General features: G+C 59.5%; 24 protein-coding genes, 1 tRNA gene, 1 pseudogene and 1 riboswitch. Of the genes and pseudogenes, 20 read left to right on the top strand and 6 right to left on the bottom strand.

From position 1 onward, the window contains the following. The gene (locus AB4N44_RS24300) at positions 1 to 1,515 is read left to right on the top strand and encodes a tripartite tricarboxylate transporter permease (RefSeq protein WP_007911435.1); all 1,515 of its coding nucleotides are present in this window, start codon (positions 1 to 3) and stop codon (positions 1,513 to 1,515) included. Continuing rightward, positions 1,508 to 2,542: an AbrB family transcriptional regulator gene (locus AB4N44_RS24295; protein ID WP_038358335.1), complete on the top strand. Its 1,035-nt coding sequence runs from the start codon at positions 1,508 to 1,510 to the stop codon at positions 2,540 to 2,542. Before AB4N44_RS24300 ends, AB4N44_RS24295 begins: the two co-directional genes overlap by 8 nt. Positions 2,543 to 2,661: 119 nt before the next feature. Here the strand turns inward: AB4N44_RS24295 and ung are convergent, their stop codons facing one another. Beyond that, a complete protein-coding gene (gene ung, locus AB4N44_RS24290) occupies positions 2,662 to 3,354 on the bottom strand; it encodes a uracil-DNA glycosylase (protein ID WP_007911441.1) in 693 nt (230 codons plus the stop codon). A 132-nt stretch (positions 3,355 to 3,486) separates the two neighbouring features. Here ung and AB4N44_RS24285 point away from each other — a divergent pair, with 132 nt between their 5' ends. Further along, positions 3,487 to 4,599 (top strand): enoyl-CoA hydratase/isomerase family protein, encoded by a 1,113-nt coding sequence (locus AB4N44_RS24285; RefSeq protein WP_460107144.1) that lies wholly within the window; start codon positions 3,487 to 3,489, stop codon positions 4,597 to 4,599. A 54-nt stretch (positions 4,600 to 4,653) separates the two neighbouring features. Here the strand turns inward: AB4N44_RS24285 and AB4N44_RS24280 are convergent, their stop codons facing one another. Together AB4N44_RS24280 and AB4N44_RS24275 are read right to left on the bottom strand one after the other, a co-directional pair. Then, positions 4,654 to 5,061: a hypothetical protein gene (locus AB4N44_RS24280; protein ID WP_460107145.1), complete on the bottom strand. Its 408-nt coding sequence runs from the start codon at positions 5,059 to 5,061 to the stop codon at positions 4,654 to 4,656. A gap of 57 nt (positions 5,062 to 5,118) precedes the next feature. Then, entirely contained in the window at positions 5,119 to 5,337 is a 219-nt protein-coding gene (locus AB4N44_RS24275; protein ID WP_127926186.1) for a hypothetical protein, read from the bottom strand. Between the two features lie 166 nt (positions 5,338 to 5,503). Then, positions 5,504 to 5,604: riboswitch (guanidine-I (ykkC/yxkD leader) on the top strand. A 63-nt stretch (positions 5,605 to 5,667) separates the two neighbouring features. On the opposite strand from AB4N44_RS24275, the gene AB4N44_RS24270 reads away from it, so the two are divergent. The 12 genes and pseudogenes from AB4N44_RS24270 to AB4N44_RS24215 all read left to right on the top strand — a co-directional run bounded on the left by AB4N44_RS24270 (position 5,668) and on the right by AB4N44_RS24215 (position 19,721). Continuing rightward, positions 5,668 to 6,735: a putative urea ABC transporter substrate-binding protein gene (locus AB4N44_RS24270; RefSeq protein ID WP_460107148.1), complete on the top strand. Its 1,068-nt coding sequence runs from the start codon at positions 5,668 to 5,670 to the stop codon at positions 6,733 to 6,735. Between the two features lie 18 nt (positions 6,736 to 6,753). Then, positions 6,754 to 7,557 (top strand): annotated as a pseudogene (locus tag AB4N44_RS24265) (ABC transporter permease); the annotation flags it as partial. A gap of 9 nt (positions 7,558 to 7,566) precedes the next feature. Continuing rightward, the gene (locus AB4N44_RS24260) at positions 7,567 to 8,355 is read left to right on the top strand and encodes an ABC transporter ATP-binding protein (protein WP_460107150.1); all 789 of its coding nucleotides are present in this window, start codon (positions 7,567 to 7,569) and stop codon (positions 8,353 to 8,355) included. 25 nt (positions 8,356 to 8,380) lie between these two features. Further along, the gene (locus tag AB4N44_RS24255; RefSeq protein ID WP_316918368.1) at positions 8,381 to 9,106 is read left to right on the top strand and encodes an urea amidolyase associated protein UAAP1; all 726 of its coding nucleotides are present in this window, start codon (positions 8,381 to 8,383) and stop codon (positions 9,104 to 9,106) included. An 11-nt stretch (positions 9,107 to 9,117) separates the two neighbouring features. Beyond that, the gene (locus AB4N44_RS24250; RefSeq protein ID WP_460107152.1) at positions 9,118 to 9,759 is read left to right on the top strand and encodes an urea amidolyase associated protein UAAP2; all 642 of its coding nucleotides are present in this window, start codon (positions 9,118 to 9,120) and stop codon (positions 9,757 to 9,759) included. A 278-nt stretch (positions 9,760 to 10,037) separates the two neighbouring features. After that, positions 10,038 to 13,670 (top strand): urea carboxylase, encoded by a 3,633-nt coding sequence (gene uca / locus AB4N44_RS24245; RefSeq protein ID WP_460107154.1) that lies wholly within the window; start codon positions 10,038 to 10,040, stop codon positions 13,668 to 13,670. Positions 13,671 to 13,694: 24 nt separating this feature from the next. Next, positions 13,695 to 15,467: an allophanate hydrolase gene (gene atzF, locus AB4N44_RS24240; RefSeq protein ID WP_460107155.1), complete on the top strand. Its 1,773-nt coding sequence runs from the start codon at positions 13,695 to 13,697 to the stop codon at positions 15,465 to 15,467. Between the two features lie 384 nt (positions 15,468 to 15,851). After that, positions 15,852 to 17,339 (top strand): sensor domain-containing diguanylate cyclase, encoded by a 1,488-nt coding sequence (locus AB4N44_RS24235; protein WP_460107157.1) that lies wholly within the window; start codon positions 15,852 to 15,854, stop codon positions 17,337 to 17,339. Then, positions 17,332 to 17,562, top strand: coding sequence for a cysteine-rich CWC family protein (locus AB4N44_RS24230; RefSeq protein WP_127926178.1), 231 nt, complete (start codon positions 17,332 to 17,334; stop codon positions 17,560 to 17,562). Before AB4N44_RS24235 ends, AB4N44_RS24230 begins: the two co-directional genes overlap by 8 nt. A 33-nt stretch (positions 17,563 to 17,595) precedes the next feature. Beyond that, positions 17,596 to 18,288 (top strand): pseudouridine synthase, encoded by a 693-nt coding sequence (locus tag AB4N44_RS24225; RefSeq protein ID WP_460107159.1) that lies wholly within the window; start codon positions 17,596 to 17,598, stop codon positions 18,286 to 18,288. Between the two features lie 316 nt (positions 18,289 to 18,604). Further along, positions 18,605 to 19,489: an alpha/beta fold hydrolase gene (locus AB4N44_RS24220; RefSeq protein ID WP_064119706.1), complete on the top strand. Its 885-nt coding sequence runs from the start codon at positions 18,605 to 18,607 to the stop codon at positions 19,487 to 19,489. A gap of 158 nt (positions 19,490 to 19,647) precedes the next feature. Then, a tRNA-Gly gene (locus AB4N44_RS24215) sits at positions 19,648 to 19,721 on the top strand. 452 nt (positions 19,722 to 20,173) lie between these two features. Here the strand turns inward: AB4N44_RS24215 and AB4N44_RS24210 are convergent. Beyond that, a complete protein-coding gene (locus AB4N44_RS24210; RefSeq protein ID WP_127926176.1) occupies positions 20,174 to 20,692 on the bottom strand; it encodes a BRCT domain-containing protein in 519 nt (172 codons plus the stop codon). 362 nt (positions 20,693 to 21,054) lie between these two features. On the opposite strand from AB4N44_RS24210, the gene AB4N44_RS24205 reads away from it, so the two are divergent. From AB4N44_RS24205 to AB4N44_RS24190, 4 genes are all read left to right on the top strand, one after another. Then, on the top strand, positions 21,055 to 21,234 hold the full coding sequence (locus tag AB4N44_RS24205) for a type II toxin-antitoxin system HicA family toxin (RefSeq protein ID WP_095049193.1): 180 nt from the start codon (positions 21,055 to 21,057) through the stop codon (positions 21,232 to 21,234). A 36-nt stretch (positions 21,235 to 21,270) separates the two neighbouring features. After that, on the top strand, positions 21,271 to 21,678 hold the full coding sequence (locus AB4N44_RS24200; RefSeq protein WP_102900240.1) for a type II toxin-antitoxin system HicB family antitoxin: 408 nt from the start codon (positions 21,271 to 21,273) through the stop codon (positions 21,676 to 21,678). A 143-nt stretch (positions 21,679 to 21,821) separates the two neighbouring features. Continuing rightward, positions 21,822 to 22,139: a helix-turn-helix domain-containing protein gene (locus AB4N44_RS24195; protein ID WP_460107164.1), complete on the top strand. Its 318-nt coding sequence runs from the start codon at positions 21,822 to 21,824 to the stop codon at positions 22,137 to 22,139. Continuing rightward, positions 22,132 to 23,391 carry a type II toxin-antitoxin system HipA family toxin gene (locus AB4N44_RS24190; RefSeq protein ID WP_460107166.1) on the top strand — a complete coding sequence of 420 codons (1,260 nt, stop codon included), beginning with the start codon at positions 22,132 to 22,134 and terminating at the stop codon, positions 23,389 to 23,391. Before AB4N44_RS24195 ends, AB4N44_RS24190 begins: the two co-directional genes overlap by 8 nt. Positions 23,392 to 23,467: 76 nt before the next feature. Here the strand turns inward: AB4N44_RS24190 and AB4N44_RS24185 are convergent, their stop codons facing one another. Then, positions 23,468 to 23,830, bottom strand: a complete 363-nt coding sequence (locus AB4N44_RS24185) for a DUF6124 family protein (protein ID WP_460107169.1) — start codon at positions 23,828 to 23,830, stop codon at positions 23,468 to 23,470. A gap of 572 nt (positions 23,831 to 24,402) precedes the next feature. Here AB4N44_RS24185 and AB4N44_RS24180 point away from each other — a divergent pair. Next, positions 24,403 to 25,131, top strand: a complete 729-nt coding sequence (locus tag AB4N44_RS24180; protein WP_460107171.1) for a class I SAM-dependent methyltransferase — start codon at positions 24,403 to 24,405, stop codon at positions 25,129 to 25,131. 236 nt (positions 25,132 to 25,367) lie between these two features. On the opposite strand, the gene tam is transcribed toward AB4N44_RS24180, so the two are convergent. Beyond that, positions 25,368 to 26,138 carry a trans-aconitate 2-methyltransferase gene (gene tam / locus AB4N44_RS24175; RefSeq protein ID WP_460107174.1) on the bottom strand — a complete coding sequence of 257 codons (771 nt, stop codon included), beginning with the start codon at positions 26,136 to 26,138 and terminating at the stop codon, positions 25,368 to 25,370. Positions 26,139 to 26,466: the final 328 nt, after the last annotated feature.

The following is a 26,466-nucleotide window of genomic DNA, read 5'->3' as shown; positions in this document are numbered from 1 at the left end:
ATGGATACCCTCGGTTATTTGGGTCAAGGCTTCGGCGTCGCGCTGAGCCCGTACAACCTGGTCACGGCCCTGACCGGCACGCTGATCGGCACCGTCGTCGGCCTGCTTCCGGGCCTCGGCCCGATCAACGGCGTGGCCTTGCTGATCCCGATCGCTTTCGCCCTCGGCCTGCCGCCGGAGTCGGCGCTGATCCTGCTGGCAGCAGTGTATCTGGGCTGCGAATACGGTGGCCGGATCAGCTCGATCCTGCTGAACATTCCCGGCGAAGCATCGACCGTGATGACCACCCTCGACGGTTACCCGATGGCCCGTAAAGGTCTGGCCGGTGTGGCGCTGTCGCTGTCGGCGTGGAGTTCGTTTATCGGCGCGTTTATCGCCACCTGCGGCATGGTCCTGTTCGCGCCGTTGCTGGCGAAATGGGCGATAGCCTTCGGGCCTGCGGAATATTTCGTGCTGATGGTGTTTGCGATTGTCTGTCTCGGCGGCATGGCCGGGGATCGACCGTTGAAAACCTTTATCGCGGCATTGATCGGCCTGTTCCTGTCGAGCGTCGGCATCGACGCCAACAGCGGCGTGTACCGTTTCACCGGCGACAACATTCACCTGACCGACGGCATTCAATTCGTCGTGCTGGTGTTGGGCCTGTTCTCTGTCAGTGAAATTCTGTTGCTGCTGGAGAAAACCCATCGCGGCCAGGAAGCGGTGAAAGCGACCGGGCGGATGATGTTCAACTTCAAGGAAGCCTCGTCGGTGTTCGTGGTGAACATCCGTTGCGGTCTGCTCGGTTTCATCATGGGCGTGTTGCCGGGTGCCGGCGCGACGCTGGCCAGCGCCGTGGCTTACATGACCGAAAAACGCATCGCCGGTGCCAGCGGCAAATTCGGTCAGGGTGATGCCCGTGGCCTCGCCGCGCCGGAAACCGCCATCGGTGCTTCGGCCTGTGGCGCACTGGTGCCAATGCTGACGCTGGGCGTTCCAGGTTCGGGTACCACGGCGGTGATGATCGGCGCCCTGTCGCTGTACAACATCACCCCGGGCCCGCTGCTGTTTCAGCAACAACCGGACATCGTCTGGGGGCTGATCGCCTCGTTGTTCATCGCCAACATCATGCTGGTGATCCTCAACATCCCGATGATCCGCATCTTCACCCGCATCCTCGCAGTGCCAAACTGGGCACTGGTGCCGGTAATCGCGATCATCACCGGGATCGGCGTCTACGCGGTGCACGCCACCACGTTCGACCTGTTCCTGATGGTCGGCATCGGCATCTTCGGTTACATCCTGCGCAAGCTCGACTTCCCGTTGTCGCCGGTGCTGCTGGGCTTCATCCTCGGTGGTCTGATGGAGCAGAACCTGCGTCGGGCGCTGTCGATTTCCAACGGTGCACTGGAAATCCTCTGGTCGAGCCCGATCACCTTCGGTGTCTGGGTGCTGACCGCGATCATGCTGCTGATGCCGCTGCTGCGCATCTGGCGCAAACGTTCGGTCGCGCGTCGCGCCATTGCCGATGTTTGATCGCGCCTCACTGAAATCCTGGTGGGGAACCCCGCTGGTCGGTCTGCTGGGCGGTTACCTCGCCAGCCAGATCGGCTGGCCACTGCCGTGGATGGTCGGCTCGTTGCTGGCGATCATCCTCGTGCGCTGCCTGACCCCGTGGCAACTCACGGAAATCCCTGGCGGCCGCAAGTGCGGCCAGTGGATCGTCGGCATCGGCATCGGCCTGCACTTCACCCCGGTAGTGATGGAGCAGGTGCTCAGTCATTTCGGTTTGATCTTCTTTGGGGCGCTGGTCACCAGTGTCTCGGCGGTGGTCGGCGTATGGTTGATGCGCCGTACCGGTGAAGATCGCGCGACAGCGTTTTTCTCCAGCATGCCCGGCGGTTCCGGGGAGATGGTCAACCTTGGCGCGCGTAACGGCGCGATGCTCAGCCACGTCGCGGCGGGACAGAGCTTGCGGGTGTTGGTGGTGGTGCTGTGTGTGCCGGCGGCGTTCAAGTATCTGCTGGGTGATGGCACACCGATTTCCCACGCTGGCAGCGTCGATTGGCGCTGGCTGGCGATTCTGTTTCCGGCGGGCGGTTTGCTCGCGTGGCTCTGGCAGCGTTTGCGCCAACCCAATCCGTGGCTGTTCGGGCCGTTGCTGGTGAGTGCGGCGGTGAGCATTGGCTGGGATTTGCACATTGGCTTGCCCAATGGCGGCAGTCAGATTGGCCAGTGGTTGATTGGCAGCGGTTTGGGGTGCCATTTCAACCGGCAGTTCTTCCGCCGCGCGCCTTCATTCATGGGGCGGACGTTGATCGGCACGGCGCTGACCATGTTGATCGCGACACTGGCGGCATTGGGGTTGAGCGCGCTGACCCATCTGGATCTGCGTTCGCTGACACTGGGCATGATGCCCGGCGGGATCGCCGAAATGAGTCTGACGGCGGAGACGCTGCAACTGTCAGTACCGCTGGTGACAGCGATGCAGGTGATGCGGCTTTTGTTTGTGCTGTTTCTGGCTGAGCCGTTGTTCAAGTACTGGAACCGTAATCCCGAGTAAGTCTGCAAGACCGAGTTGCCTTCTTCGCGAGCAAGCTCGCTCCCACAATGGTCATGTGAACGCCGCAAAACCAATGTGGGAGCGAGCCTGCTCGCGAAGGGGCCGGCTCAGTCAGCGCATCAAATCGGCGGCAAACGCCACTCGATCGGCGTCTCGCCATTCTGCTCGAGAAACTTGTTGGTCCGGCTGAAATGCCCACAACCCAAAAACCCGCGATACGCCGACAGCGGCGACGGATGCACCGACGTCAGCACCAGATGCTTGGTCGCGTCGATCAGCTTCTGCTTGCTCTGCGCATGGGCGCCCCAGAGCATGAACACCAGGTGCGGCTGCCGTTCGCTGACCAGTTCAATGATCCGGTCGGTGAAAAACTGCCAGCCCTTGTCCTTGTGCGCATTGGCGTTGGCGCGCTCGACGGTCATGGTCGTGTTGATCATCAGCACGCCCTGATCGGCCCAGCTTTGCAAGTAACCGTGATTGGGAATGTCGATGTTCAGGTCGCGTTTCAACTCTTTGTAGATGTTGACCAGCGACGGCGGCGCCGGCACGCCCGGCTGCACCGAAAAGCACAAACCATGGGCCTGGCCCGGGCCGTGATACGGGTCCTGGCCGAGGATCACCACCTTCACCTTATCCAGCGGCGTCGAATTCAGTGCGTTGAAAATCATCGGTCCCGGCGGATAGATTTCCTTGCCGGCCGCCCGCTCCTGCTGCAGAAACTGGCGCAACTCTGCCATGTAAGGCTGGTCGAACTCAGCACGCAGTGCCTCCTTCCAGCTCGGTTCGAGTTTGATACGGTCGTCAGCAGTCATGGTCATACCCGGCAAAAACAATGGGGCGAACCCTAGGAAAGCCGGCCACGCTTGTCAATTGATCTGACGCAGATCCGGCACTTTCCCACACAACGATCATACTGATCGTTCAAATTCCCGATCGAGGTCACGATGAATCTGCACTTCGAAGAACTCACCGGCACCGACGGCGCCCGCATCGGTATCGCCAGCCTGGATGCTGAAAAGTCGCTGAACGCGCTGTCCCTGCCGATGATCAACGCCCTCAGCGACAAACTGAACGCCTGGGCCAAGGATGCGCAAATCGTCTGCGTGCTGCTGCGCGGAAATGGCGCCAAAGCGTTCTGCGCTGGCGGCGAGGTGCGCAGCCTGGTGGAAGCCTGTCGCGCTCACCCCGGCGAAGTACCACCGCTGGCCGCGCAGTTTTTCAGCGCGGAATATCGTCTGGATTACAGCCTGCACACCTATCCGAAACCGCTGATCTGCTGGGGCCATGGTTACGTGCTCGGTGGTGGCATGGGCCTGTTGCAAGGCGCCAGTACGCGGATTGTTACGCCGAGCAGCCGTCTGGCGATGCCGGAAATCAGCATTGGTTTGTATCCGGACGTCGGCGCCAGTTGGTTTCTCGCCCGGCTGCCGGGCAAGCTCGGTTTATTTCTGGGCCTGACCGGCGCGCACATGAACGGTCGGGATGCAATTGATCTGGATCTGGCCGACCGCTTCCTGCTCGACGAACAGCAGCCAGACCTGATCGAAGGCCTACTGCAACTGAACTGGCAGGAACAGACAGACATGCAGCTCAACAGCCTGCTCAAGGCCCTGCAACAGGAAGCCGTGGCGCAGCTGCCCGAGGCGCAGTGGCTGCCACGGCGTCAGCAGATCGATGAGTTGCTCGACGTGAGCGACGTGACCTGTGCGTGGAAAGCCATCAGCCTGCAACGCGACAGCAGCGATCCGTTGATCGCGCGGGCGGCGAAAACCATGAGCGAAGGCTCGCCGCTGACCGCGCATCTGGTCTGGGAGCAGATCATCCGTGCTCGCCACATGTCACTGGCCGAAGTCTTTCAGATGGAATACACCCTGAGCCTCAATTGCTGCCGGCATCCGGAGTTCAGCGAAGGGGTTCGCGCACGGTTGATCGACAAGGATCAGAAGCCGCACTGGCATTGGCCGGACATCAACACTGTGCCGGATGCAGTGGTGGATGCGCACTTTCACAAGGTTTGGGAGGGGCGGCATCCGTTGGCGGATTTGACGCAGTATTAAAATCCGGGCACAAAAAAAGCGGCGCTTTATGCGCCGCTTTCTGTTGGCGGGTGATTACCAGCGGTTGCCACGCCCGTTGTGGTCGCCACGTCCGCTGTGTCGGTCGTAGTTGCCACGACCGCGGTAATCGTTATCCCAACCGCCGCGACGGTGGCCATCCCAGCGTCCTCGATCATTGCCGTGCCAGCGACGGCTTTCGTAGTGACGCGGGGCCGGTTGATAGTAACGCGGCGCCGATTGGTAATAGCGCGGTTGCTGGTAGTACCGCGGTGCTGGCTGGTAATAGCGTGGTTGCGCGTAATACCTGCTGCCACCGTTGTAATACGTGCCGCCTGTGTTGTAGTAGGCCGGTGCGGGTGATGTGTAGACCTCTGAGCTGTAATACGAGTCAGCGTAGGAGTACGGGACGCAACCGGTAACGGAAAACATCAACGCAGCAAGCAGAAGAATTCGTCTATACATGGCGGCCTCCTGGACCGCGGGTTGGCCATACCAGCGACGCTGGCAGGCGACAGTCATTTAATCGCTGACTGTCGAAAAATCAGACAGCGTTTTCGGCATCTGGTGCGTCCCTGCAACAAGTTGAAACAAGTGCTCTATGAAACCTTGTTCATCCGCAAAAACGCCATCATTCAGCCGCTGATTAGTGGTGCCCATGGTGATATCCGCCGCCGTGATAACCCCGTCCGTAACCGCCTCGATGCCAACGGCGCAAACCATCGGATCAGCGGCAAACACGCTGCATCACGGTGCAGCCGCGCACCAACACAAAGCGCCTCAGCGCCCGCGCCGCCAACCCTAAGCAACCCGCGCGCCCGTGCCAGAGCGCCTGGCGCGACTTGGCACGCGTCTCGCTTTAGCAAACCCGTGCAGGAGTCATCACAGGTTCGCGGCACCACAATTTGCAATGGCTGACTAGGGTTCCGGCTCGCAATCGCGAGTGGCTGGTCCGAGAGTTGGCGACCTCCAGTTGAGGTTACACGGCGGGACAAAAGCCCGGGAGACAAGCCACCGTTCGCGGTGCCGCGTTGCCTTCCTGTCCGCCCTTGATCAACTGGAGAACCCACCATGACCCGACTACGTTTGCCCGCCCTGCTCGCCGCCGCGTTCGCCGCGCTCATCAGCAGCCAAGCCCCCGCCGCCCAGAAAGATCACTTCAGCGTGTGCTGGACGATTTATGCCGGCTGGATGCCATGGGAATACGCCGGCAGCCAGGGCATTGTCGACAAATGGGCGAAGAAGTACGGCATCAAGATCGACGTCGTACAGCTCAATGACTATGTCGAATCGATCAACCAGTACACCGCCGGCCAGTTCGACGGCTGCACCATGACCAACATGGACGCACTGACCATTCCAGCCGCCGGCGGCGTCGACAGCACCGCGCTGATCGTCAGCGACTTCTCCAACGGCAACGACGGCATCGTCCTCAAGGGCGACGGCAAGAAAGTCGCCGACCTCAAGGGCATGGACGTCAATCTGGTCGAGCTGTCGGTTTCGCACTACCTGCTGGCCCGCGCGCTGGATTCGGTCGACCTGACCGAGAAAGACCTGAAAGTGGTCAACACTTCCGACGCCGATATCTCTGCCGCCTTCAACACCGAGCAGGTCAACGCCGTGACCACCTGGAACCCGATGCTCTCGGACATCAAGGCCAGACCGGGCGTGACCGAAGTGTTCAACTCCAGCCAGATCCCCGGCGAAATCATGGACATGATGGTGGTCAACAGCGCCACCCTCAAAGACAACCCGGCGCTGGGCAAAGCGCTGACCGGGGCGTGGTTCGAAGTGGTCGAGCTGATGAACGCCAAGAACGCTGCAAGCAAAGCCGCACTGGAACACATGGCCAAGGCCTCGGGCACTGATCTGGCCGGATTCCAGGCGCAACTCGACACCACCAAACTGTTCGCCACACCGAGCGAAGCGCTGAGTTTCGCCACCAGCAAACAACTGCCGGAAACCATGCGCAAGGTCGCCGAGTTTTCGTTTCAGCATGGCTTGCTCGGCGAAGGCGCGAAAGACACCAGCGCGGTCGGCATGGCGTTCGCCAACGGCGTGACCAGTGGTGATACCGGCAACCTCAAGCTGCGTTTCGATCCGACCTACGTGCAGATGGCCGCCGACGCCAAGCTGTAAGCCACGGAGGATTTGGCCATGCGCCTGATCAATCGCCACCCGGATCGCCCCAGTCGCCTGTTGCTGGTGATCCTGCCGTTCGCCCTGCTGCTGTTCGCCTACTTCATGGGCTCGGCCGAGCGCCTGGCGGACAACCCCAACGACAAACTGCTGCCCAGCGCCGTGCAGATGACCGACGCGGTGAAACGTCTGGCCTTCAATGCCGACAGCCGCACCGGTGACTACCTGTTATGGCAAGACACCGCGTCGAGTCTGCGACGCCTGGCCATCGGCCTCGGTATTGCTGCGCTGGCCGGGCTGTGCCTGGGCATCGCCGCCGGCACGCTGCCGCTGTTCGGTGCACCTTTGTCGCCACTGTTGACGGTGCTGTCGATGGTGCCGCCCTTGGCGATCCTGCCGATTCTGTTCATCGTTTTCGGTTTGGGCGAGTTGTCGAAAGTCATGCTGATCGTGATCGGCATCACCCCTGCCCTCGCTCGCGATCTGGAACAGCGCGCGCGGGAAATCCCCGTCGAACTGCTGATCAAGGCGCAGACCCTCGGCGCCTCGACCTGGACGCTGATGCTGCGCGTGGTGCTGCCGCAACTGCTGCCGCGTTTGTTGATCTCGTTGCGACTGATGCTGGGGTCGGCGTGGTTGTTCCTGATTGCCGCTGAAGCGATCGCCTCCACCGACGGTCTCGGCTACCGGATTTTTCTGGTGCGACGTTATCTGGCGATGGACGTGATCCTGCCGTACGTGGTGTGGATCACCCTCCTCGCTTGGCTGATGGATTGGGGCCTGAAACATCTGACTCGTCGCGCATTCCCTTGGTATGAGGGGGGCGGCCAAATGAGCTTCATCACGGTAAAAAACGTCTGGCAGCAATACGCCGATCAGGTGGTGCTGGAAGGCTTGAACCTGAGCGTCAACGAGGGTGAATTCTGCACTTTGGTCGGCGCGTCCGGTTGCGGCAAATCGACCTTCCTGCGCCTGCTGCTCGGTCAGGAAACGGCGAGTCGCGGCGAGATTCTGCTCGACGGTCAAGCGCTGGCCAGCGAACCGGATGCCAGTCGTGGCGTGGTGTTTCAGCGCTACTCGGTGTTCCCGCATTTAAGCGTGCTCGACAACGTCGCCCTCGGCCTTGAACTGCCGCGTGCGCCGTTACTGGGGCGGTTGTTCGGCAGCGGCAAACGTGACGCGCGCGAACAGGCTGCGGCATTGCTGGACAAAGTCGGCCTCGGCCATGCGCTGGACAAGTACCCGGCGCAGTTGTCCGGCGGCATGCAGCAACGCTTGGCGATTGCCCAGGCGCTGATCATGAAACCGCGCGTGTTGCTACTCGACGAACCGTTCGGCGCGCTCGATCCGGGCATCCGCAAAGACATGCACGCGTTGCTGCTGGAGTTGTGGCGCGAGACGAAACTGACGGTGTTCATGGTCACCCATGATCTGTCCGAAGGCTTCAGCCTCGGCACGCGTCTGCTGGTGTTCGACAAGGTTCGCCTCGACCCGCACGCCCCCGGCGCCTATGGCGCGCGCATCACCTACGACATCCCTTTGAACAGCGACCGCCGCGCCCAACGCGCCGCCGTCGACGCCCTGCCGTTGCCACTGGCAGGCGCCCTTCGCACCGCTTGAGAGGACTGCTCCGATGAATAAACCGATGACCGATTCGACCCAACTATTTCCACCGTTCGCCGAAGAAATGCTCCCCGGCGGCGGCCACCGTTCGTTCGTGCTGAAGCGCGGCCAATTGCTGCGCCTGACCGATCTGCGCGGCGGCGCCAACGTCAGCCTGACCCTGCTCAACGCCAATGAAAAAACCGAACGGCTGAACCTGCCCGACAGCCTCAAATGCCAACATACCGCCAAGCTCACCAGCGGCCACTGCCTGTACTCGGACATGGGCCGCGTACTCGCCGCAATCACCGCCGACACCTGCGGCTGGAGCGACAGCCTCGGCGGCGTGCTCTGCGCCGAAGAAGTCGCGCAGAAGTACGGTCAGGGCCGCTATCAGGAACTGCGCAACGGCTTCTTCCGCAACGGCACCGACAACCTGCTGGTGGAGCTCGGCAAGTGGGGGCTGGGCCTGTCCGATCTGCTGATGACGCTCAATCTGTTCAGCCGCGTGAACGTCGATGAGGCCGGGCGCTTCCATTTCATCGAGGGCAATTCCAAGGCTGGCGATTACATCGAACTGTACGCACCGATGGACACGCTGGTGGTGCTCACCGCGCTGCAACACCCGATGGATCCGGCACCGGAATACGCGCCAAAACCGCTGAAGCTGAGCTGGATGAACGCCGACGCCAGCGTCGCCGAACACTGCCGCACCTCGCGCCCGGAAAATGAGCGCGGCTTTATCAACACCGACCGTTTGTTCGCCTGAGGATCGCTGCCATGTCAGTTGCTATCGCCACTTCGCAAAACCAACCCGACACAGCGGTGTACCGCGCCACGATCCCGGCCGGTGAACCCTGGCTGATGGAGGTCAAGGCTGGCCAGACCCTTCGCATCCTCGACCTGGAAGGCAATCAGGCCGTCGATACGTTGTTCTACAGCCTCGCCAATCCCAAGGAACGCTACGACGTGCAGCGCACCTTGCGACGGCAGAACAGCGTCTACCTGAACACCGGCAGCGTGCTGTATTCCAACCTCGGCCAGCCGATGCTGACCATCGTCGCCGACACCTGCGGGCGCCACGACACCCTCGGCGGCGCGTGCGCACAAGAGAGCAACACCGTGCGATACGCCTTGGAAAAGCGCTACATGCACAGCTGCCGCGACAACTACCTGCGCGCCTGTGTGCATGACGGGCGCCTCGGTAAAGGTGACATTGGGCCGAACATCAATTTCTTCATGAATGTGCCGGTAACGGCGGATGGCGGGCTGACCTTCGAGGACGGGATTTCGGCGCCGGGCAAGTACGTCGATTTGCGCGCGGAGATGGATGTGATCGTGTTGATTTCCAACTGCCCGCAGTTGAACAACCCTTGTAATGCCTACAACCCGACACCTGCGGAGCTGCTGGTATGGAACTGAAAATCAGCCGGTTGCGCCGTTGGTTGTTTGCCCTGTGCCAGGCCCGTTCCGGGCAATGCCTGAAAAAGTGAAACCACCACAGATCAAACTGTAGGAGTGAGCCTGCTCGCGATAGCGGTGTGTCAGGTACATGAGTTTTGACTGATCCGACGCTATCGCGAGCAGGCTCACTCCTACAGGGGATCGGTGGTGTTCTGAAGTGTTTTTTTCATCCGGGACGGCCCGGATGTCTGTCGAAAAACGGCGGGACGGCCCGCTTCCCCTTCAGGGGTTATGCCATGTTCGAAAAAGTCCTCATCGCCAACCGTGGCGCCATCGCCTGCCGCATCCTGCGCACCCTCGCTGCACTGCAGGTCAAAGGTGTGGCGGTGTATTCCGAAGCCGACGCCGCCAGCCTGCACATCCTGCACGCCGATGAAGCGCACAGCCTCGGTGAAGGCGCTGCTGCCGGCACTTATCTGGCCGTCGAAAAGATCCTCGCCATTGCCAAACAAAGCGGCGCCACGGCGATCCATCCCGGCTACGGATTTCTCTCGGAAAACGCTGCGTTCGCCGAAGCCTGTGAAGCGCAGAACATCGCCTTCATCGGCCCGACGCCGGAGCAACTTCGCGTGTTCGGCCTCAAGCACACCGCCCGCGCGCTGGCCAAACAGCACGGCGTGCCCATGCTCGAAGGCACCGAACTGCTCGACAGCCTCGACGCCGCACTGATCGCAGGCGAACAGGTCGGCTACCCGGTGATGCTGAAAAGCACCGCTGGCGGTGGCGGCATCGGCATGCGCGTGTGTCGCAGCGCCAGCGAATTGAGCGAATCGTTCGACGCGGTAAAACGTCTCGGTCAGAACAACTTCAGCGACGCCGGGGTGTTCATCGAAAAATACATCCAGCGCGCCCGGCATCTGGAAGTGCAGGTGTTCGGCGACGGTCGCGGTGAGGTCATCGCCCTCGGCGTGCGCGACTGCTCGGTGCAGCGGCGCAATCAGAAAGTCCTCGAAGAAACCCCGGCGCCGAACCTGCCGGGCGGCATGGCTGATGAGCTGTGCGCGGCGGCGATCAAACTGGCGAAAGCCGTGAGTTATCGCAGCGCCGGCACGGTGGAATTCGTTTTCGACAGCGAGGCGCAGCGCTTCTATTTTCTCGAAGTGAACACCAGGCTGCAGGTGGAGCATGGTGTGACCGAACAGGTCTGGGGGGTGGATCTGGTGCGCTGGATGGTTGAGCTGGCCGCCGGTGATCTGCCGCCGCTGAGCGAGTTGTATCGCCAGCTGAAACCTGAAGGCCATGCGATTCAGGCGCGGCTGTACGCGGAGGATCCGGGGCGCGACTTCCAGCCGAGCCCAGGTCTGCTGACGGCGGTGGAATTCCCCCTGGCCAACGGTATTCAGTTGCGCATCGATACCTGGGTCGAGGCCGGCTGCGAGATTCCGCCGTATTTCGATCCGATGATCGCCAAGCTCATCACCTGGGCGCCGACCCGTGAACAGGCGCGCGCCGAGTTGCATCAAGCGTTAGGCGGCAGTCTGTTGTACGGCGTGGAAACCAACCGCGATTACCTGCGGCAGATTCTCCTCGACACTCCGTTCGCCAGCGGTGAGCCGTGGACCCGTTGTCTGGAAGGTCTGGTTTATCGCGCCAACACTTTCGAAGTGCTCAGCGCCGGCACACAAACCAGCGTGCAGGACTATCCCGGCCGCCTCGGTTATTGGGCCGTTGGTGTGCCACCGTCGGGGCCGATGGACAGCCGCGCATTGCGTCTGGGCAATCGCTTGCTCGGCAATGCTGAAGGCGCGGCGGCGCTGGAAATCACCATGAGCGGGCCGTTGCTGCGCTTCAACTGTGCAGCGGTGATCGCGGTGACCGGCGCGCCGATTGCCTTGACACTTGAGGGCGAAAGCGTGCCGATGAACACCGCCCTGCTGATCCCGGCGGGCGCGACGTTGCATCTGGGCAGCATCAGCGGCGCCGGGGCACGCAGTTATCTGTGCCTGCGCGGTGGTTTGCAGGTGCCGGATTATCTGGGCAGTAAAAGCACCTTCACCCTTGGCCAGTTTGGTGGGCATGGCGGGCGGGCGTTGCGTGCCGGGGATGTGTTGCATATCCCTGCGCTGACTGACCGTAGCAGCGGTCAACAACTGGCACTCCAGCACATTTGCGAGTTGCCGGCGGTGCGGCAGATTCGGGTGATTTACGGCCCGCACGCTGCGCCGGAATATTTCACCGAAAATTACATCGGCACTTTTTTTGAAACTCAGTGGGAAGTGCATTTCAACTCCAGTCGCACCGGTGTTCGCCTGATCGGGCCGAAGCCGGAATGGGTGCGCGCGGACGGTGGTGAAGCCGGGTTGCATCCATCGAATATTCACGACAATCCGTATGCCATCGGCGCGGTGGATTTCACCGGCGACATGCCGGTGATTCTCGGCCCGGATGGTCCGAGCCTGGGCGGTTTTGTTTGCCCGGTGACTGTGATCGAAGCAGATCTGTGGCAACTAGGGCAGCTCAAGGCTGGCGATAAAATCCAGTTCATCCCGGTCAATCTCGAAACCGCCCGCGATCTCGCCCTGAAATGGGATCAATGTAGGAGTGAGCCTGCTCGCGATGAAGTTGATGCGGTGCCTGAACTGGCCTCATCGCGAGCAGGCTCACTCCTACAGGGGCTTTTGTCACCTGTGGTGTTGGAGTTGGGTCAGGGGGATGTGCGGCTTGTTGCGCGGGTTTCTGGCGATACTCATTTACTGTTGGAAATCGGCGAGCCTGAACTCAATCTCGTCCTGCGCTTCCGCGCCCACGCCCTCATGCAAGCGCTGGAACACAAATCCTTGCACGGCGTGATCGACCTCACCCCCGGCATCCGTTCACTGCAAATCCACTACCAGCCCGAGCAGCTGCCACTCGCCGATCTGCTCGGCATCGTCGCCGGCGAATGGGACGCGGTGTGCGCCGCCAACGACCTGCAAGTACCGTCACGCATCGTCCATTTGCCGCTGTCCTGGGACGACCCGGCCTGCCAGTTGGCCATCGAGAAATACATGACCACCGTGCGCAAGGACGCGCCGTGGTGCCCGAGCAATCTGGAGTTCATCCGCCGTATCAACGACCTGCCGAACCTCGACGAAGTGCAGCGCACGGTATTCGATGCAAGCTATCTGGTGATGGGGCTCGGCGATGTCTATCTCGGTGCGCCGGTGGCCACACCGCTCGACCCGCGCCATCGTTTGGTGACTACCAAATACAACCCGGCACGCACCTGGACCGCCGAAAACTCGGTAGGCATCGGCGGCGCCTACATGTGCGTTTACGGTATGGAAGGCCCGGGCGGTTATCAGTTTGTCGGGCGCACCTTGCAGATGTGGAACCGCTATCGCGAAGTCGCCGCGTTCGACGGCAAACCGTGGCTGCTGCGCTTCTTCGATCAGATTCGCTTCTATCCGGTCAGCGCCGAAGAACTGCTGCGCATCCGCCGCGATTTTCCGCTGGGCCGCTTCGATCTGAACATCGAACACAGCCAACTCAACCTCGCCGAGTATCAGGCGTTTCTCAATCGTGAAGCCGAGAGCATCAGCGCGTTTCGTGCTCAGCAACAAGGCGCATTCAATGCCGAGCGCGAACGCTGGATCGCCAGCGGTCAGGCGCATTTCGATAGCGAAGAAGCCGTGGCGCCATCCGCCGAAGACGCGCCATTGGCCGAGGGTGAACACAGCGTCGACAGCCACATTGCCGGCAATCTCTGGCAGGTGCAGGTAGAGGCCGGCAGCCGTGTTGCTGCGGGGGATGTGCTGGTGATTCTCGAGTCGATGAAGATGGAAATCCCGGTATTCGCGCCGCTGGCCGGGGTGGTGCGCGAGATCCGTGTGCAGCCCGGTTCGGCGGTGCGTGCCGGACAACGGGTCGTGGTGCTGGAACTCGACTGAAGCCAATTGGATAAGGATCTACTCATGAATCTGCAACTCGATGTTCTTCGCAATGCCTATCGCAATGGCGACACCACACCACGTCAACTGCTGCCGAAACTGCGCGAGAAAGCCGCCGCGCTGAACCCGGATTATCACCTGTTCATTCATCTGCTCAGCGTCGCAGAACTGGAGCCCTACCTTGCCGCCCTCGACGGTCGCGAGCTCGACAGCCTGCCGCTGTACGGCGTGCCGTTTGCGATCAAGGACAACATCGATCTGGCCGGCATACCGACCACCGCCGCGTGCCCGGACTTTGCTTATGTGCCGGAGCGCTCGGCGACCCTCGTCGAGCAGTTGATTGCGTTGGGTGCGATTCCGCTGGGCAAGACCAATCTCGATCAATTTGCCACGGGACTCAACGGCAGCCGCTCGCCGTATGGCGCGTGCCCGAACAGCGTGCTGACGGAGTATCCGTCCGGTGGCTCCAGCGCCGGATCGTCGCTGGCGGTGGCGTTGGGCGTGGCGAGTTTTGCTTTGGGCACCGATACCGCAGGCTCCGGTCGGGTGCCGGCGGCGCTGAACAATCTGGTTGGATTGAAAGCGAGCAAAGGGCTGATCTCCACCGCTGGAGTGCTGCCGGCGTGTCGCACGCTGGATTGCGTGACCACGTTTACCGCCACTGCGCGTGAGGCTAGTCAGTTGCTGGCGCTGACGGCAAAATTTGATCCGCGCGATGAGTACAGCCGCCGCAATCCATCGTGGAATGACGGCTCGACGTTTGGTGCGCCACGCGCATTTCGTTTCGGTGTGCCGCGTGCGCAGGATCTTGAGTTTTTCGGTTGCGTCGAAGGGCCGCTGTTGTTCGGCGACGCCATCGATCAACTCAAGGCCTTGGGTGGCGAAGCAGTCGAACTGGACCTGTCGCCATTCCTTGAAGCCGCGCGCCTGCTTTACGAAGGGCCGTGGGTTGCCGAGCGCTATAGCGTGGCGGGTGAGTTGATGGAGAAAAATCCCGAGGCCGTTTTACCGGTGATCCGCGCCGTACTGGCCAAGGCCCCGGCGGTGACGGGCGTGCAGACCTTCCGCGCGCAGTATCGGCTGCAAGCTTTGAAAGCGCTGTGCGATCAGGCCCTCGAAGGCCTCGACTGCGTGCTCACACCCACCATCGGCCGCCCGGTGACGCTGGCCGAACTGCACGCCGAACCGGTGCTGCGCAACTCCGAATTGGGTTACTACACCAACTTCATGAACCTGCTCGACTACGCCGCCGTCGCCGTGCCGAGCGGGTTTATGGCCAATGGGTTGCCGTGGGGCGTGACGCTGTTTGGCCGGGCGTTTACCGATCAATATCTGCTGAGCGTGGCCGATGCGCTGCAGCGCCAGCAGTACCCGGCCCTGCCGACGCCCGCGAACGTTGCGCGCAACGATCGCGCCCGCATCGTGGTATGTGGCGCGCATCTGCAAGGGTTGGCGTTGAACTGGCAACTGACGCAGCGGGGTGGGCGCTTGCTGGAAACGACGTTGAGTTCGCCGGATTATCAACTGCACGCGTTGGCTGGCGGCCCGCCATTGCGGCCGGGGATGGTGCGAGTGAAGGATGGCGGTGTGGCGATTGCGGTGGAGGTGTGGGAATTGCCGAGCAGTGAGTTGGGCTCGTTCCTCACCGGGATTCCGGCGCCGCTTGGATTGGGCAAGGTGCAACTGGCGGATGGGCGTTGGGAAAGCGGGTTTATTTGTGAGCCGTATGGTCTTGAGGGTGCGCTGGACATCAGCCATTTGGGGGGCTGGCGGGCGTATCTTGAGACTCGGAACTGATCCAGAAACCAACCCTCACCCTAGCCCTCTCCCAGAGGGAGAGGGGACTGACCGGGGTGTCTGTGAGGGGGTTGCCATTCAGTGATAACCCGTCGAACTCAGGTTTTGAAATCACCACAATTCAGCCCTCACTCCTGAGGGAGAGAGAACTGACCGGGGTGTCTTTAAGATAGTTGCCATTCGGTGATACCGAGCCGAACACAATTTTTGAAATCACCACAATCTAGCTCCCTCTCCCTACGGGAGAGGGCTGGGGTGAGGGAGCGATCCTCCAGACACACCCTCAACGTCATATCCCCCGCCATTTCAGGCATAAATCCCGCAGTGTTTTCCCGGCCATCCCACTAGAATGCATGCCATCGGGCCACTGCCAACGGAACTGCCATGCCGCTTCGTTCTCCCCTGTACTCGCAACGCTCGCTGGTCCTGACGCTGATCGCCCTGCTCGGCGCCGGGTTCCTCGCCACGTCGTTGCTCAGCTACTACGCCTCCCGCGCGTCGATCCGCGACAACATCGTCAATACCGAGCTGCCGCTGACCTCAGACACGGTCTACTCGGAAATCCAGAAAGACCTCGTCAGGCCGATCCTGATTTCCTCGATGATGTCCCGCGACACCTTCATGCGCGACTGGGTGGTCAACGGCGAGCAGAATCCCGAGCAGATGACCCGTTACCTCGACGAGGTCATGACCCACTACGGCGCCTACACCGCGTTCTTCGTCTCCAACAGCACGCACACCTACTACCACGCCAAAGGCGTGCTCAAGCAGGTCAAGGTCGATGAAGCGCGCGATGCCTGGTACTTCCGCGTGCGCGACATGAAGGATCCGTACGAGATCAACGTCGACCCGGATCTGGCCAACAAGGACAACCTGACCTTCTTCATCAACTACAAGGTGTACGACTACCACAACCGCTTCATCGGTGCGGCAGGCGTCGGTCTGACCGTGGACGCAGTGATCAAGCTGATCGACAAGTATCAACAGCGCTATCAACGCAGCGTGTATTTCGTCGACACCTTCGGTCGACTGGTATTGACCGGCGCCGAGGGCGGTCCGGAAGGCGCGCACATCGGCAAGAGTCTCGGCGAACTCGAGAGCATGAAAAGTCTGGTGAGCCAGTTGCCGAAACCGCACAGCGGCAGCTACGAATATTCCGCCCACGGTCAGGGGCATTTCCTCAACGTGCGGTTTATCCCGGAGCTGAACTGGTACCTGTTTGTCGATAAACGCGAAGACGGCGCCCTGAGTGAAATCCGTCAGTCGCTGTACCTGAACCTACTGATCTGCCTGCTGGTGACGCTGATTGTCCTGGCGCTGCTCAACCGCGTGATCAAACGCTACCAAAGCAAAATCCAGGCGCAGGCCATTCTCGACAGTCTCACCGAACTGCCCAATCGCCGTGGCTTCGACATTCTCGCCGCGCAAGCCCTGCACGAAGCGCAGCGCGAGACCAAACCCCTGACCGCGTTGCTGCTCGACCTCGATCACTTCAAAGTGTTGAATGACACTTACGGGCACATGGCCGGTGATCAGGTGTTGATCGGTTTTGCCCGCGTTCTGCAAAGCTGCCTGCGCCACGCCGACATTGTCTGCCGCTGGGGCGGCGAGGAATTTATCGTGTTGCTGAAGGACACCGACGGCGACACCGGTCAGAAAATTGCCGAGAAGATCCGCCAACACGTCGAACAACACGAATATGCCTACGACGGCCACCGCCTCCATCTGACGGTGAGCATCGGCGCCACCACCCTGCAACGCGATGACACCTTGCACAGCCTGCTGTCGCGGGCCGATCATGCGATGTACCGAGCCAAACAAACCGGCCGCAACCGCACCTGCGTGGAAATGCCTCACTCGACTTATGCCTGATTCCGACGTTAAACCCGACCTTTGCCCGGCCTGCGGCGCCCGCAACGATTGCAGCCTGGCCGACCCGCGCACCGCCGACCGCGAATGCTGGTGCTATGGCGTGAGCATCGATCCGGCCGTGCTTGAAGCGCTGCCGCCAGCGCTGCGTAACCAATCCTGCCTGTGCCCGCGTTGCGCGCAGGTCGAGGCGCAACTGCAAGCGGCCAAGCGGCCGATCCCGTAAGATGCGCGGCCCTTCATTCATCGAACACTGAACATGCGCGTCGACCGTTTCCTCAGCAACCTGCCCCGCTACAACCGTCAGCAGGTTCGCCTGTTGCTGGTGGAAAAGCGCGTGCGGATTGACGGAAAAGTCGTCAGCGACCCGCACAGTGAAGTGCTCGATTTCAGCCGCGTCGAAGTCGATGACGAAGTGCTACAAGTCGGCAAACCGGCGCGCTACTTCATGCTGCACAAGCCACCGGGCTGTGTCAGCGCCACCCGTGATCCGCAGCATCCGACCGTGCTCGACCTGATCGATGAACCGGACAAGGACGACCTGCACATCGCCGGACGCCTGGACTTCAACACCACCGGGCTGATGTTGATCACCAACGACGGCGCGTGGTCACGCCGCCTGACCCAGCCGCAGACCAAATCGCCGAAGGTCTACTACGTCGAGACCGAGCAAGAGATTGGCGCGGAATATGCGACCACTTTTGCCAAGGGCATCTACTTCGCCTTCGAAGACCTGACCACACAGCCTGCGCAGTTGGAGCTGCTCGGGCCACGCTCGGCGCGGCTGAGCATCGTCGAGGGGCGTTACCATCAGGTGAAGCGCATGTTTGGTTTCTTCAACAACAAAGTCCTGCGCCTACACCGCGAATCGATGGGCCTGCTACACCTCGATAACGCGCTAAAACCGGGCGAGTACCGCGCTTTGCGCACCGAAGAGATCCATTTGTTCTAAGCCGGCGACCGCTCAGCAGAAGTTGTCGAACAATTTACCAACGGCACTTGCGCGATCCCGACTCCCCTGCTTGAATCAGGACGTCGGCCAGAATGTGACCGATGAGTCACAACAGACATCCAAGAAACTTTTTGCCGGTAGAGAGCCTTCAAGGCTCCGCCTCAGCCGGCAGACTGCCCGCCAATAACAATACCCGTCGACCGCAGTCATGGATCGACATGGGCCAAGTAAATTCCAGGCGTATGCCTACCTGTCACAAAGCTCGTGCAATCTCTATTTGCGCGCATACCCGCTTGCTTGCCAGGAGTCTTATGACATGAGGCCAGAAATCGCTGTGCTGGATATACAGGGTCAGTATCGGGTTTACACGGAGTTCTATCGCGCAGACGCCGCAGAAAAGACCATCATCCTGGTCAACGGCTCGATGGCCACGACTGCGTCGTTTGCACAGACTGTGAAAAACCTGCATCCGCAATTCAACGTGGTCTGCTACGACCAGCCCTACGCGGGTCGGTCAAAAGCCCACAACCGCCACGAGAAACATCTGACGAAGGACGTCGAAGGGCAGATTCTGCTCGAGCTCATCGACCACTTCGCCGCCGAACACGTGCTGTCGTTCTCCTGGGGCGGCGCCGCGACCCTGGTCGCCCTCGCCCACCAGCCACGGCGCATCGAACGGGCGGTGATCAGCTCGTTCTCGCCAGTGATCAACGCGCACATGCTCGATTACCTCGAACGCGGCGTCGACTACCTCGGCCAGCGCGACGGCGACCGCGTCGGCCATCTGGTCAACAACACCATCGGCAAACACCTGCCGTCGTTGTTCAAACGCTTCAACTATCGCCACGTCAGCAGCCTGGCAGAGCACGAATACGGGCAGATGCACTTCCACATCAGCGACGTGCTGCACAGCGATCGGCAGTGCTATCTGAATGCAGCGAAAAAGATCAACGTGCCGGTGCTGTTTCTCAACGGCGAATGGGACGAATACACCGCTGCCGAAGACGCACGCCTGTTCGGCAACCACGTGGCGCAGAGCACGTTTACCACGCTGCAAGCCACCGGGCACTTTCTCGACATGGAACACAAGGCTGCCTGCCGCGACAGCCAGAACGCCCTGCTCGGCTTTCTGAAACCGGCGCAGCAGACCAGCCGAACGCGTTACTCGTTTGTTCAGGATCAACATGCATTGGCAATTTGAAAGAGAGTCGTCGCGAGCGAGGCTGTGGGGTTGGGATTTTGCTTTACGCACCGCAGTGCTCGCCCGCGATTGACCGATTTCAGTGATTTAAAGCGTTCATGAGTAAAAGAAAAACTTCAAATCCGTGGCCGAGTCTGGTACAAAGTCAGCCGCTCTGAGCGGGTATAGTTTAATGGTAGAACAGTAGCTTCCCAAGCTTCCGACGAGGGTTCGATTCCCTCTACCCGCTCCACTCAATTTTGATCTCACGTTGTGGTTTGACGGGGGATGCAGGAACAGAAAAAACCGGCCTATAAAGCCGGTTTTTTGTGGCTGGGATTTGAGGTTGGCCACTTTGGCAGCGCAGAACCATTCAGAAACACACCGCAGGTTGAAGATGCACCCTCCACCTGTACGCTTTTTTTCTCTCTAGCGACAATCCTTGAGAAGTATGCGAGGCACGAAATGATGCCCATGCCTGGCATCAATGACGGAGCAATTCCATGACAATCGGATTCAAAGAGGAGTACGCGAGCCCATTCGCAGACTTCATCCGTAATGCGAAATCTCACGAAAAAAAAGCGCGTTTACCGTGAAGTGCTGACCGCAGCTCCCAAGAAGCAGAATGAGGTGATGCTGGTTGCACGTAACAAGCATTCGGCGGTTGGTGCAGTTTCAATGCGCAGGCTGAGCGCAGGGATGACTTCAGGGGATTTCTCCCGTTGTGACCAGATTCAAGAATTGCTCTGAGTTGATGATGAAAGCTCCAGCCTCAAGCGCCTTGGAAACTTTGGTTGGCCCCGCATTTTCGCCATAGCAAAGAAACGTCAGCGTCTTGCCTGCCGTACTCATGACCTTCAACCCATATTCCAGTGCCTTTTGCTCAAGCTCAGCCCGTTGTGCAGCTGCGAATCCAGTGAAAAGAATTTGATTGATCCTACCCGGTGACATTTTCGGTTCAGGCCTTTGCGAAGCGGCTTCTGAAGCAACGAGCGCCGGTGGCTTTCGATTGTGCTGAAGCCTCGGAGAAGGAGGAGCGGCCTCATTTAAGAGCAGCTCAGCTCCAAGCAATACTTCGATGATGCGATCCTTGCGATAGGTTTTAGGAAAGGTATCGCTGGCCGATCGTCCTTGAATGTAAACCGAATTCTCTGACCATTGAATCAGCTCCCGCTGACTTAAATCGCCCTTTGCATCTCTATAGCTGAATTTTAGAGTCGACATCCGTTTCACTCCCTTCTGACGATCACATGGCCAAAGTCCATGCATTGCTACGCTGGCTTTATCGAGAGGTGATTTCCTTTCAACAGGCTCGTTGAGTGTCCATGACCTTCGCCCATTAGAGTTCAACGTTAGCAGTCCGAGCAGTGATGTCAGAAAAAGATGTGTTCCATTATCTTGCAGCGGAAGATCGCCACATCAACATAAGCAAAACCCGGTAACACACCCACCTCACCATCGCTTCTGCCTTACCTAGACTGCGGTAAGCGACTCCGCCCGTCAGAGGACGACGACCGGTGGTTATAGTGTTGATCATATTGGTTCAATGGATATAGTACCCACCAAGAACACCACAGGAAGGTGTTGTGAATAGCCGTTTTCTAATCGGCCAACTCGTCGCAGACGGTTGGTATCTGGTACGGATCAAAGGAAGTCACCATCACTTCAAGCATCCGACCAAACCAGGACTGGTCACCGTGCCACATCCGAAAAAAGATCTGCTGAAGAAAACGGCCATCAGTATTTTGCAGCAGGCGCTGCTTTGACTCTCTGAGTCAGTTGCGCCATGGAGGACAACAAATATGCTCTACCCGATTGCGATTTCAATTGGCGATGACCAACACGCCTGGGGTGTAGAAGTCCCGGACATTCCTGGATGCTTTTCCGCCGGAGAGGATCTGGACGATGCCGTCGCCATGGCTCGCGAAGCCATCGAAGGTCATTTCGAGATTCTCGCGGACGACGACGCCCCCATTCCAGCGGCCAGCAAACTGAGCCTGCACGTAGCCAACCCGAAATACGCCGGTTGTGCATGGGCCGTGGTGGATATCGATGTGCTCAAGTATTTGGGCAAAGCCCAGAAACTCAACATCACTTTGCCGGGGCATTTGCTTAATCGGATTGATGAATATGTGTTGCATCACCCGGAAGAAAAAAGCCGCTCGGGCTTTCTGGCGTCGGCGGCTCTGAAAGTTTTGCAGCAGGGTTGAACCTTGGCGCGTCAACCCGTGCTGGCCTATCCCACCCATTAAAACTAATTACATTTTATTGTGAGTTAAATTATATTTTTAAGTTTAATGCACAGTATATTGTGTACTGATAATCAAAACTGAACGCCGACGGTACACACGACATGCTGGATTTAAGCCTCACTACCGCGAGCGAGATCGTCAAACGGATTTGCCAACGCCTGCGCACAGAGCGATTGGCCTTGGAGATGACACAAGCAGACGTGGCCGCTCGCGCGGGCATTGCGACGAATACGGTGTCAAACCTTGAAGCCGGTCGTAATGTGAGTTTCGACAACATGGTGCGAGTGGCGATGGTTCTCGGACGCGAAAAGGAGCTCGAAGGGTGGTTTCTGCCAAGGCTCGAAACTCTTGACGATATGATTCGCTACGAAAAGACGGCCAAGCGTCATCGCATTAAAAGGAAAGCCGACAATGCTTGAACAAGTTGACGTCTACTACGCGGGCTGGGGTGAACGTTGGCGGTGGGGCACACTTGCTACGACGAAAGCCCTGACCGGTCGCCCGCAGGTCATGTTTGAGTACAGCGATGAGGCAAAAAACAGAGGGCTGGAACTCTCCTCCTTGAGGCTTCCATTACAGGGAGCCAGGTTAAACCGGGATTTCCCGTCACATCAGTTGGGACTGCCTGGGCCGGTTTATGACTCGCTGCCGGATGGCTGGGGCATGTTACTGATGGACCGATTGTTCAAACGTCGAGGCCTCAACCCCGCGCGAATAGGCCCTTTGGAGCGGCTAGCCTACATTGGCAACAATGCCATGGGGGCCATGTCGTTTGAACCTGTTGCACCCGAGGCGCTGGAACCGCAAATGCATGTTCCCATCGAGTTGCTCGCGTGCGAAGTGCAGGAGGTACTCAAAGGTAAAGGTGGAGAGCTTCTCCAGAAACTGCTACTGGTCGGAGGTTCTCCACAGGGCGCCCGACCCAAAGCGCTGGTGTATCGCGATCCGCACACTGACGCCTTTACTACGGCTGCCACTCCCGGTTTCGAAGCCTGGTTGGTGAAATTTCCGGCTCAGCAAGAACATCCCGAGGTGTGCGCCATCGAAATGGTCTATGCCGAATGTTTACGCTTGTGCGGTATCCAGACTCCTGACACTCGTTATTTCAGCCTGTCTGGGGGAATGGCCGCTTTTGCCACCAAACGCTTTGACCGACAAAACGACTTGCGGGTGCCCATGCAGAGTCTTGCAGCCTTTACCGGTGCGGATTTCAGATCCCCCGGGGCGCTGGACTACGTCAACTTCCTGCGTGCGACTCATAAGTGCAGCAATGACGTACGAGAGAAAGCCGCAGCGTTTGAGCGGGTCGTCTTCAATGTCGCATTCAACAACCGAGACGACCATCCGAAGAACTTTGCTTACATCATGTCGCCTGGCGGAGACTGGAAATTAGCGCCGGCCTATGACGTCACTTTCTGCGAGGGGCCGGGAGGCTATCACCAGATGGACGTGATGGGTGAAGCCTTGGAAATTGGAAGAGAAAACCTACTCAACCTTGCAGTGGAGGCTGAAGTAAACGCCGCTACGGCCGCCGACATCATTGACAGATTTTGCGAGGTAGCTAGCCGATTCTCAGCCATGGCTGAAAGTTTGTATCCGGGTGTGATCACCCAGGAAACCTTGCGCACCATTCAACAACGCATCGACCAAAACATCGGGCTACTTGCCTGAAGTCGTGCTGCCAGTTAGCAGTCTCGAGAAACCGGCGCTAATTGGCCGGTTTCTTTGGCTTCTTAAAGCGATCGGGTTAACCCGCTGGCACAACCTGATCCAGGGCCTGATTCACCGCCAATTCGCCCAACATGACCACCTGTGCAATGCCGAGCGCTGTCTTGCGGTGTGAGGTGTCGAGCAGCGCGGCGAAGTTGTTGAGCATGGTGGTGGCAGAGCCGAGTGTTTCGCTGGCGTTGGCCAGCAGGGATTCGGTGTCGTATTTAGGGTTGGCGAGATACATCGGTTCGGGTTCGTGGGTGGAACCCATGATTCTGGCCGTGGGGCTGAGGTAGTGGTCGAGGGCGCGTTCGGCGGCTTCGTGGAATTTCTTTGAATTGGGTGATTCGTAGGGGGATGCCGGATCGGTTTCCGGCGGATTTGGCGTTACTTTGAACATTGGATTGAGACCTTATAGTAAGGCCGCAACCGATCTCGCTACTAAACGGATGGGTGGCAGCTGTGCGCAAGTTAGTAGACCGGACCCCAATCCAAATCCGGCGCACCCGAGGGCGCCATGCGCACAGCCACCATCAGGTGCAAGCATTTGCCTGACTGAGTGGTACTCATGCAGCTATTTAGATTGAGGATGCCGGGCTACTAAACCCGATCACTGGAAATCAGTGATGCGAACCAAGTTACCGACCGCCTCCCAAGCGCACAAGCCGGCGGATTCTGGCGTAGCGGTAGGCAACGGCGCAAGGATTTGTAGGCTTCAGGACGTAACACTGCACGCCTTTAAACACTTCGCTCGGAAGATGTTTACGCGGCGATAAAACATAGCGATTTCCCCGACATTACAGATCCACAACACTCCACCGGTTTTCACCTCCCGCCCAACCGACTAGCATTTCCCCATCACCCACCACCCTCCCCCCGCGCGGCCATCGACGAATACGCGCTATCACTTTCGAGGGATTCCAATCGCGGCCACTTTGCCGCTGACGATCGAACTCAAAAGAGCCCTTCACCATGACGCAAAACATTTACGACGATCCCGAATTCTTCCAGGGCTACAGCCGGATGAACCGTTCAATCGGCGGCCTCGACGCGGCGCCGGAGTGGCCAGCGCTCAAGGCGCTGTTCCCATCCATGCACGGCCTGAACGTGGTGGATCTGGGCTGCGGTTATGGCTGGTTCAGTCGCTGGGCCATTGAGAATGGCGCGGCCAGCGTGCTGGGGCTGGATGTCTCGGAGAAGATGCTGGAGCGGGCTCGGGAGACCACGACGGCGGCGAATATTCGCTATGAGCGCGCCGATCTGGAACAGCTCGATCTGCCCGCCTGCAGTTTTGATCTGGCTTACAGCTCGTTGGCGCTGCATTACATCAAGGATTTGCCGGGGCTGTTTGCGCACCTGTACGCGGCGCTGAAACCGGGTTCGCACTTTGTTTTTTCCATTGAGCATCCGATCTTTATGGCACCGCGTAATCCGGGCTGGTTGATTGACGCTGAAGGTAACAAGCGTTGGCCGCTGGACAGTTATCAGTTGGAGGGTGAGCGGGTGACGAACTGGCTGGCTGAAGGCGTGATCAAGCAGCATCGTACGGTCGGGACATTGCTCAATTCGCTGATCGATGCGGGGTTCTCGATTCGACGTGTCAATGAATGGGGGCCGAGCGAAGCGGAGGTCGCGGCGCAACCTGCGCTGGCGGAAGAGCGGGAGCGGCCGATGATGATGTTGGTGGCGGTGCAGCGCTGAGCGGGTTCACAACTTCAAGAGCCCCTCACCCTAACCCTCTCCCAGAGGGAGAGGGGACTGACCGAGTTGTTCTCTAGGGTTACGCCGACCTGAAATATCGAGTTGAACTCCGGTTTCGGATACACACCGGTCGGCGCCCTCTCCCTCGGGAGAGGGCTGGGCGGGCGGCGTTCCGATGAGGGGGCCGTCCGAAAACGCACCCGAAATCTCCAGCCGAACAACACGTCCGGCTCATTTCAGCGAGTCGCAACGATAAACAATCGTGGAAATGGCAACAGCACCGAACCATCCGCCAATGCCGGATAAGCCTTCCCGATCTCAGCCAGATACCGCTCCAGGTACTGCGCCTTTTCCGCTTCGCTCAGCGGATTCAAAAACGGAATCAACCCGCTACCCTTGAACCACTCCACCACCCCCGCCGCCCCGCCTGACAGTTGATGGTGATAGGTCGTACGCCACACATCGACCCGCGCACAGTGTGGTCGCAGCATCGAGAAATAATCACTGGCGCTGGCCATGTCGGTACGCTGCCCCGCAGCGCCGGAAAGCTTGCTCGCCCACGGACCATCTGCAGCGACTTCACGCATCAAACGGTGGGAGGGTTCACTGAGGTTGTCCGGCATCTGGATCGCCAGACTGCCACCCGCCGACAGCTTGCTGGCCAAAGTGGGCAACAACGTCGCGTGATCCGGCACCCACTGCAATACGGCATTAGCGAAGATCACATCAAACGGCCCTGCATCAGCCCACTTATCAATCTCGGCGACAGCGAAGCGCAAATCCGGCAAGCGCTTGCGAGCCGCGTCGATCATGTCTGCCGAGCTGTCCAGCCCGCTGACCTTCGCCCCGGGAAAACGCTGTACCAACAACTCAGTCGAGTTACCGGGACCACAACCGATATCGACCACTGTTCGCGCTTCAGGCGTGGGAATCGCCGCCAGCAGATCGCGGGCCGGGCGGGTGCGTTCATCTTCGAAAGCGACGTATTGTTTGGCGGACCAACTCATTGCGTTCTCCTGTCGGGGGGCGTACCAGCGGTTAGTCACGATACAGGCCGCACAGCAAACAGTTCCAGAGCGACTCAATTGCAGAGGGTGTCTGAACACCCCGTCGGCTTATCGCCAATAAGTTGGTTCTCATGCATTGAATGACCGTCCGTCGAGCCAGACAAAAGCGATTTTGACAGCTTGAAAAACGTACCTATAGTCAAGGAGCGGCAATCGGAAGGAACCCGAATCAGTTGATTTCGTGCAAGGAGCACGGCCTGTTCATTTCTCGTGATCAGTGGGTTCCCCCCAGTAGTGTGCTGGCAAAAGCCATACGGCAAGCAAGCGT

Source organism: Pseudomonas sp. S3_C06 (assembly GCF_054667675.1).
This window is presented reverse-complemented; position numbering and strand designations above follow the sequence as displayed.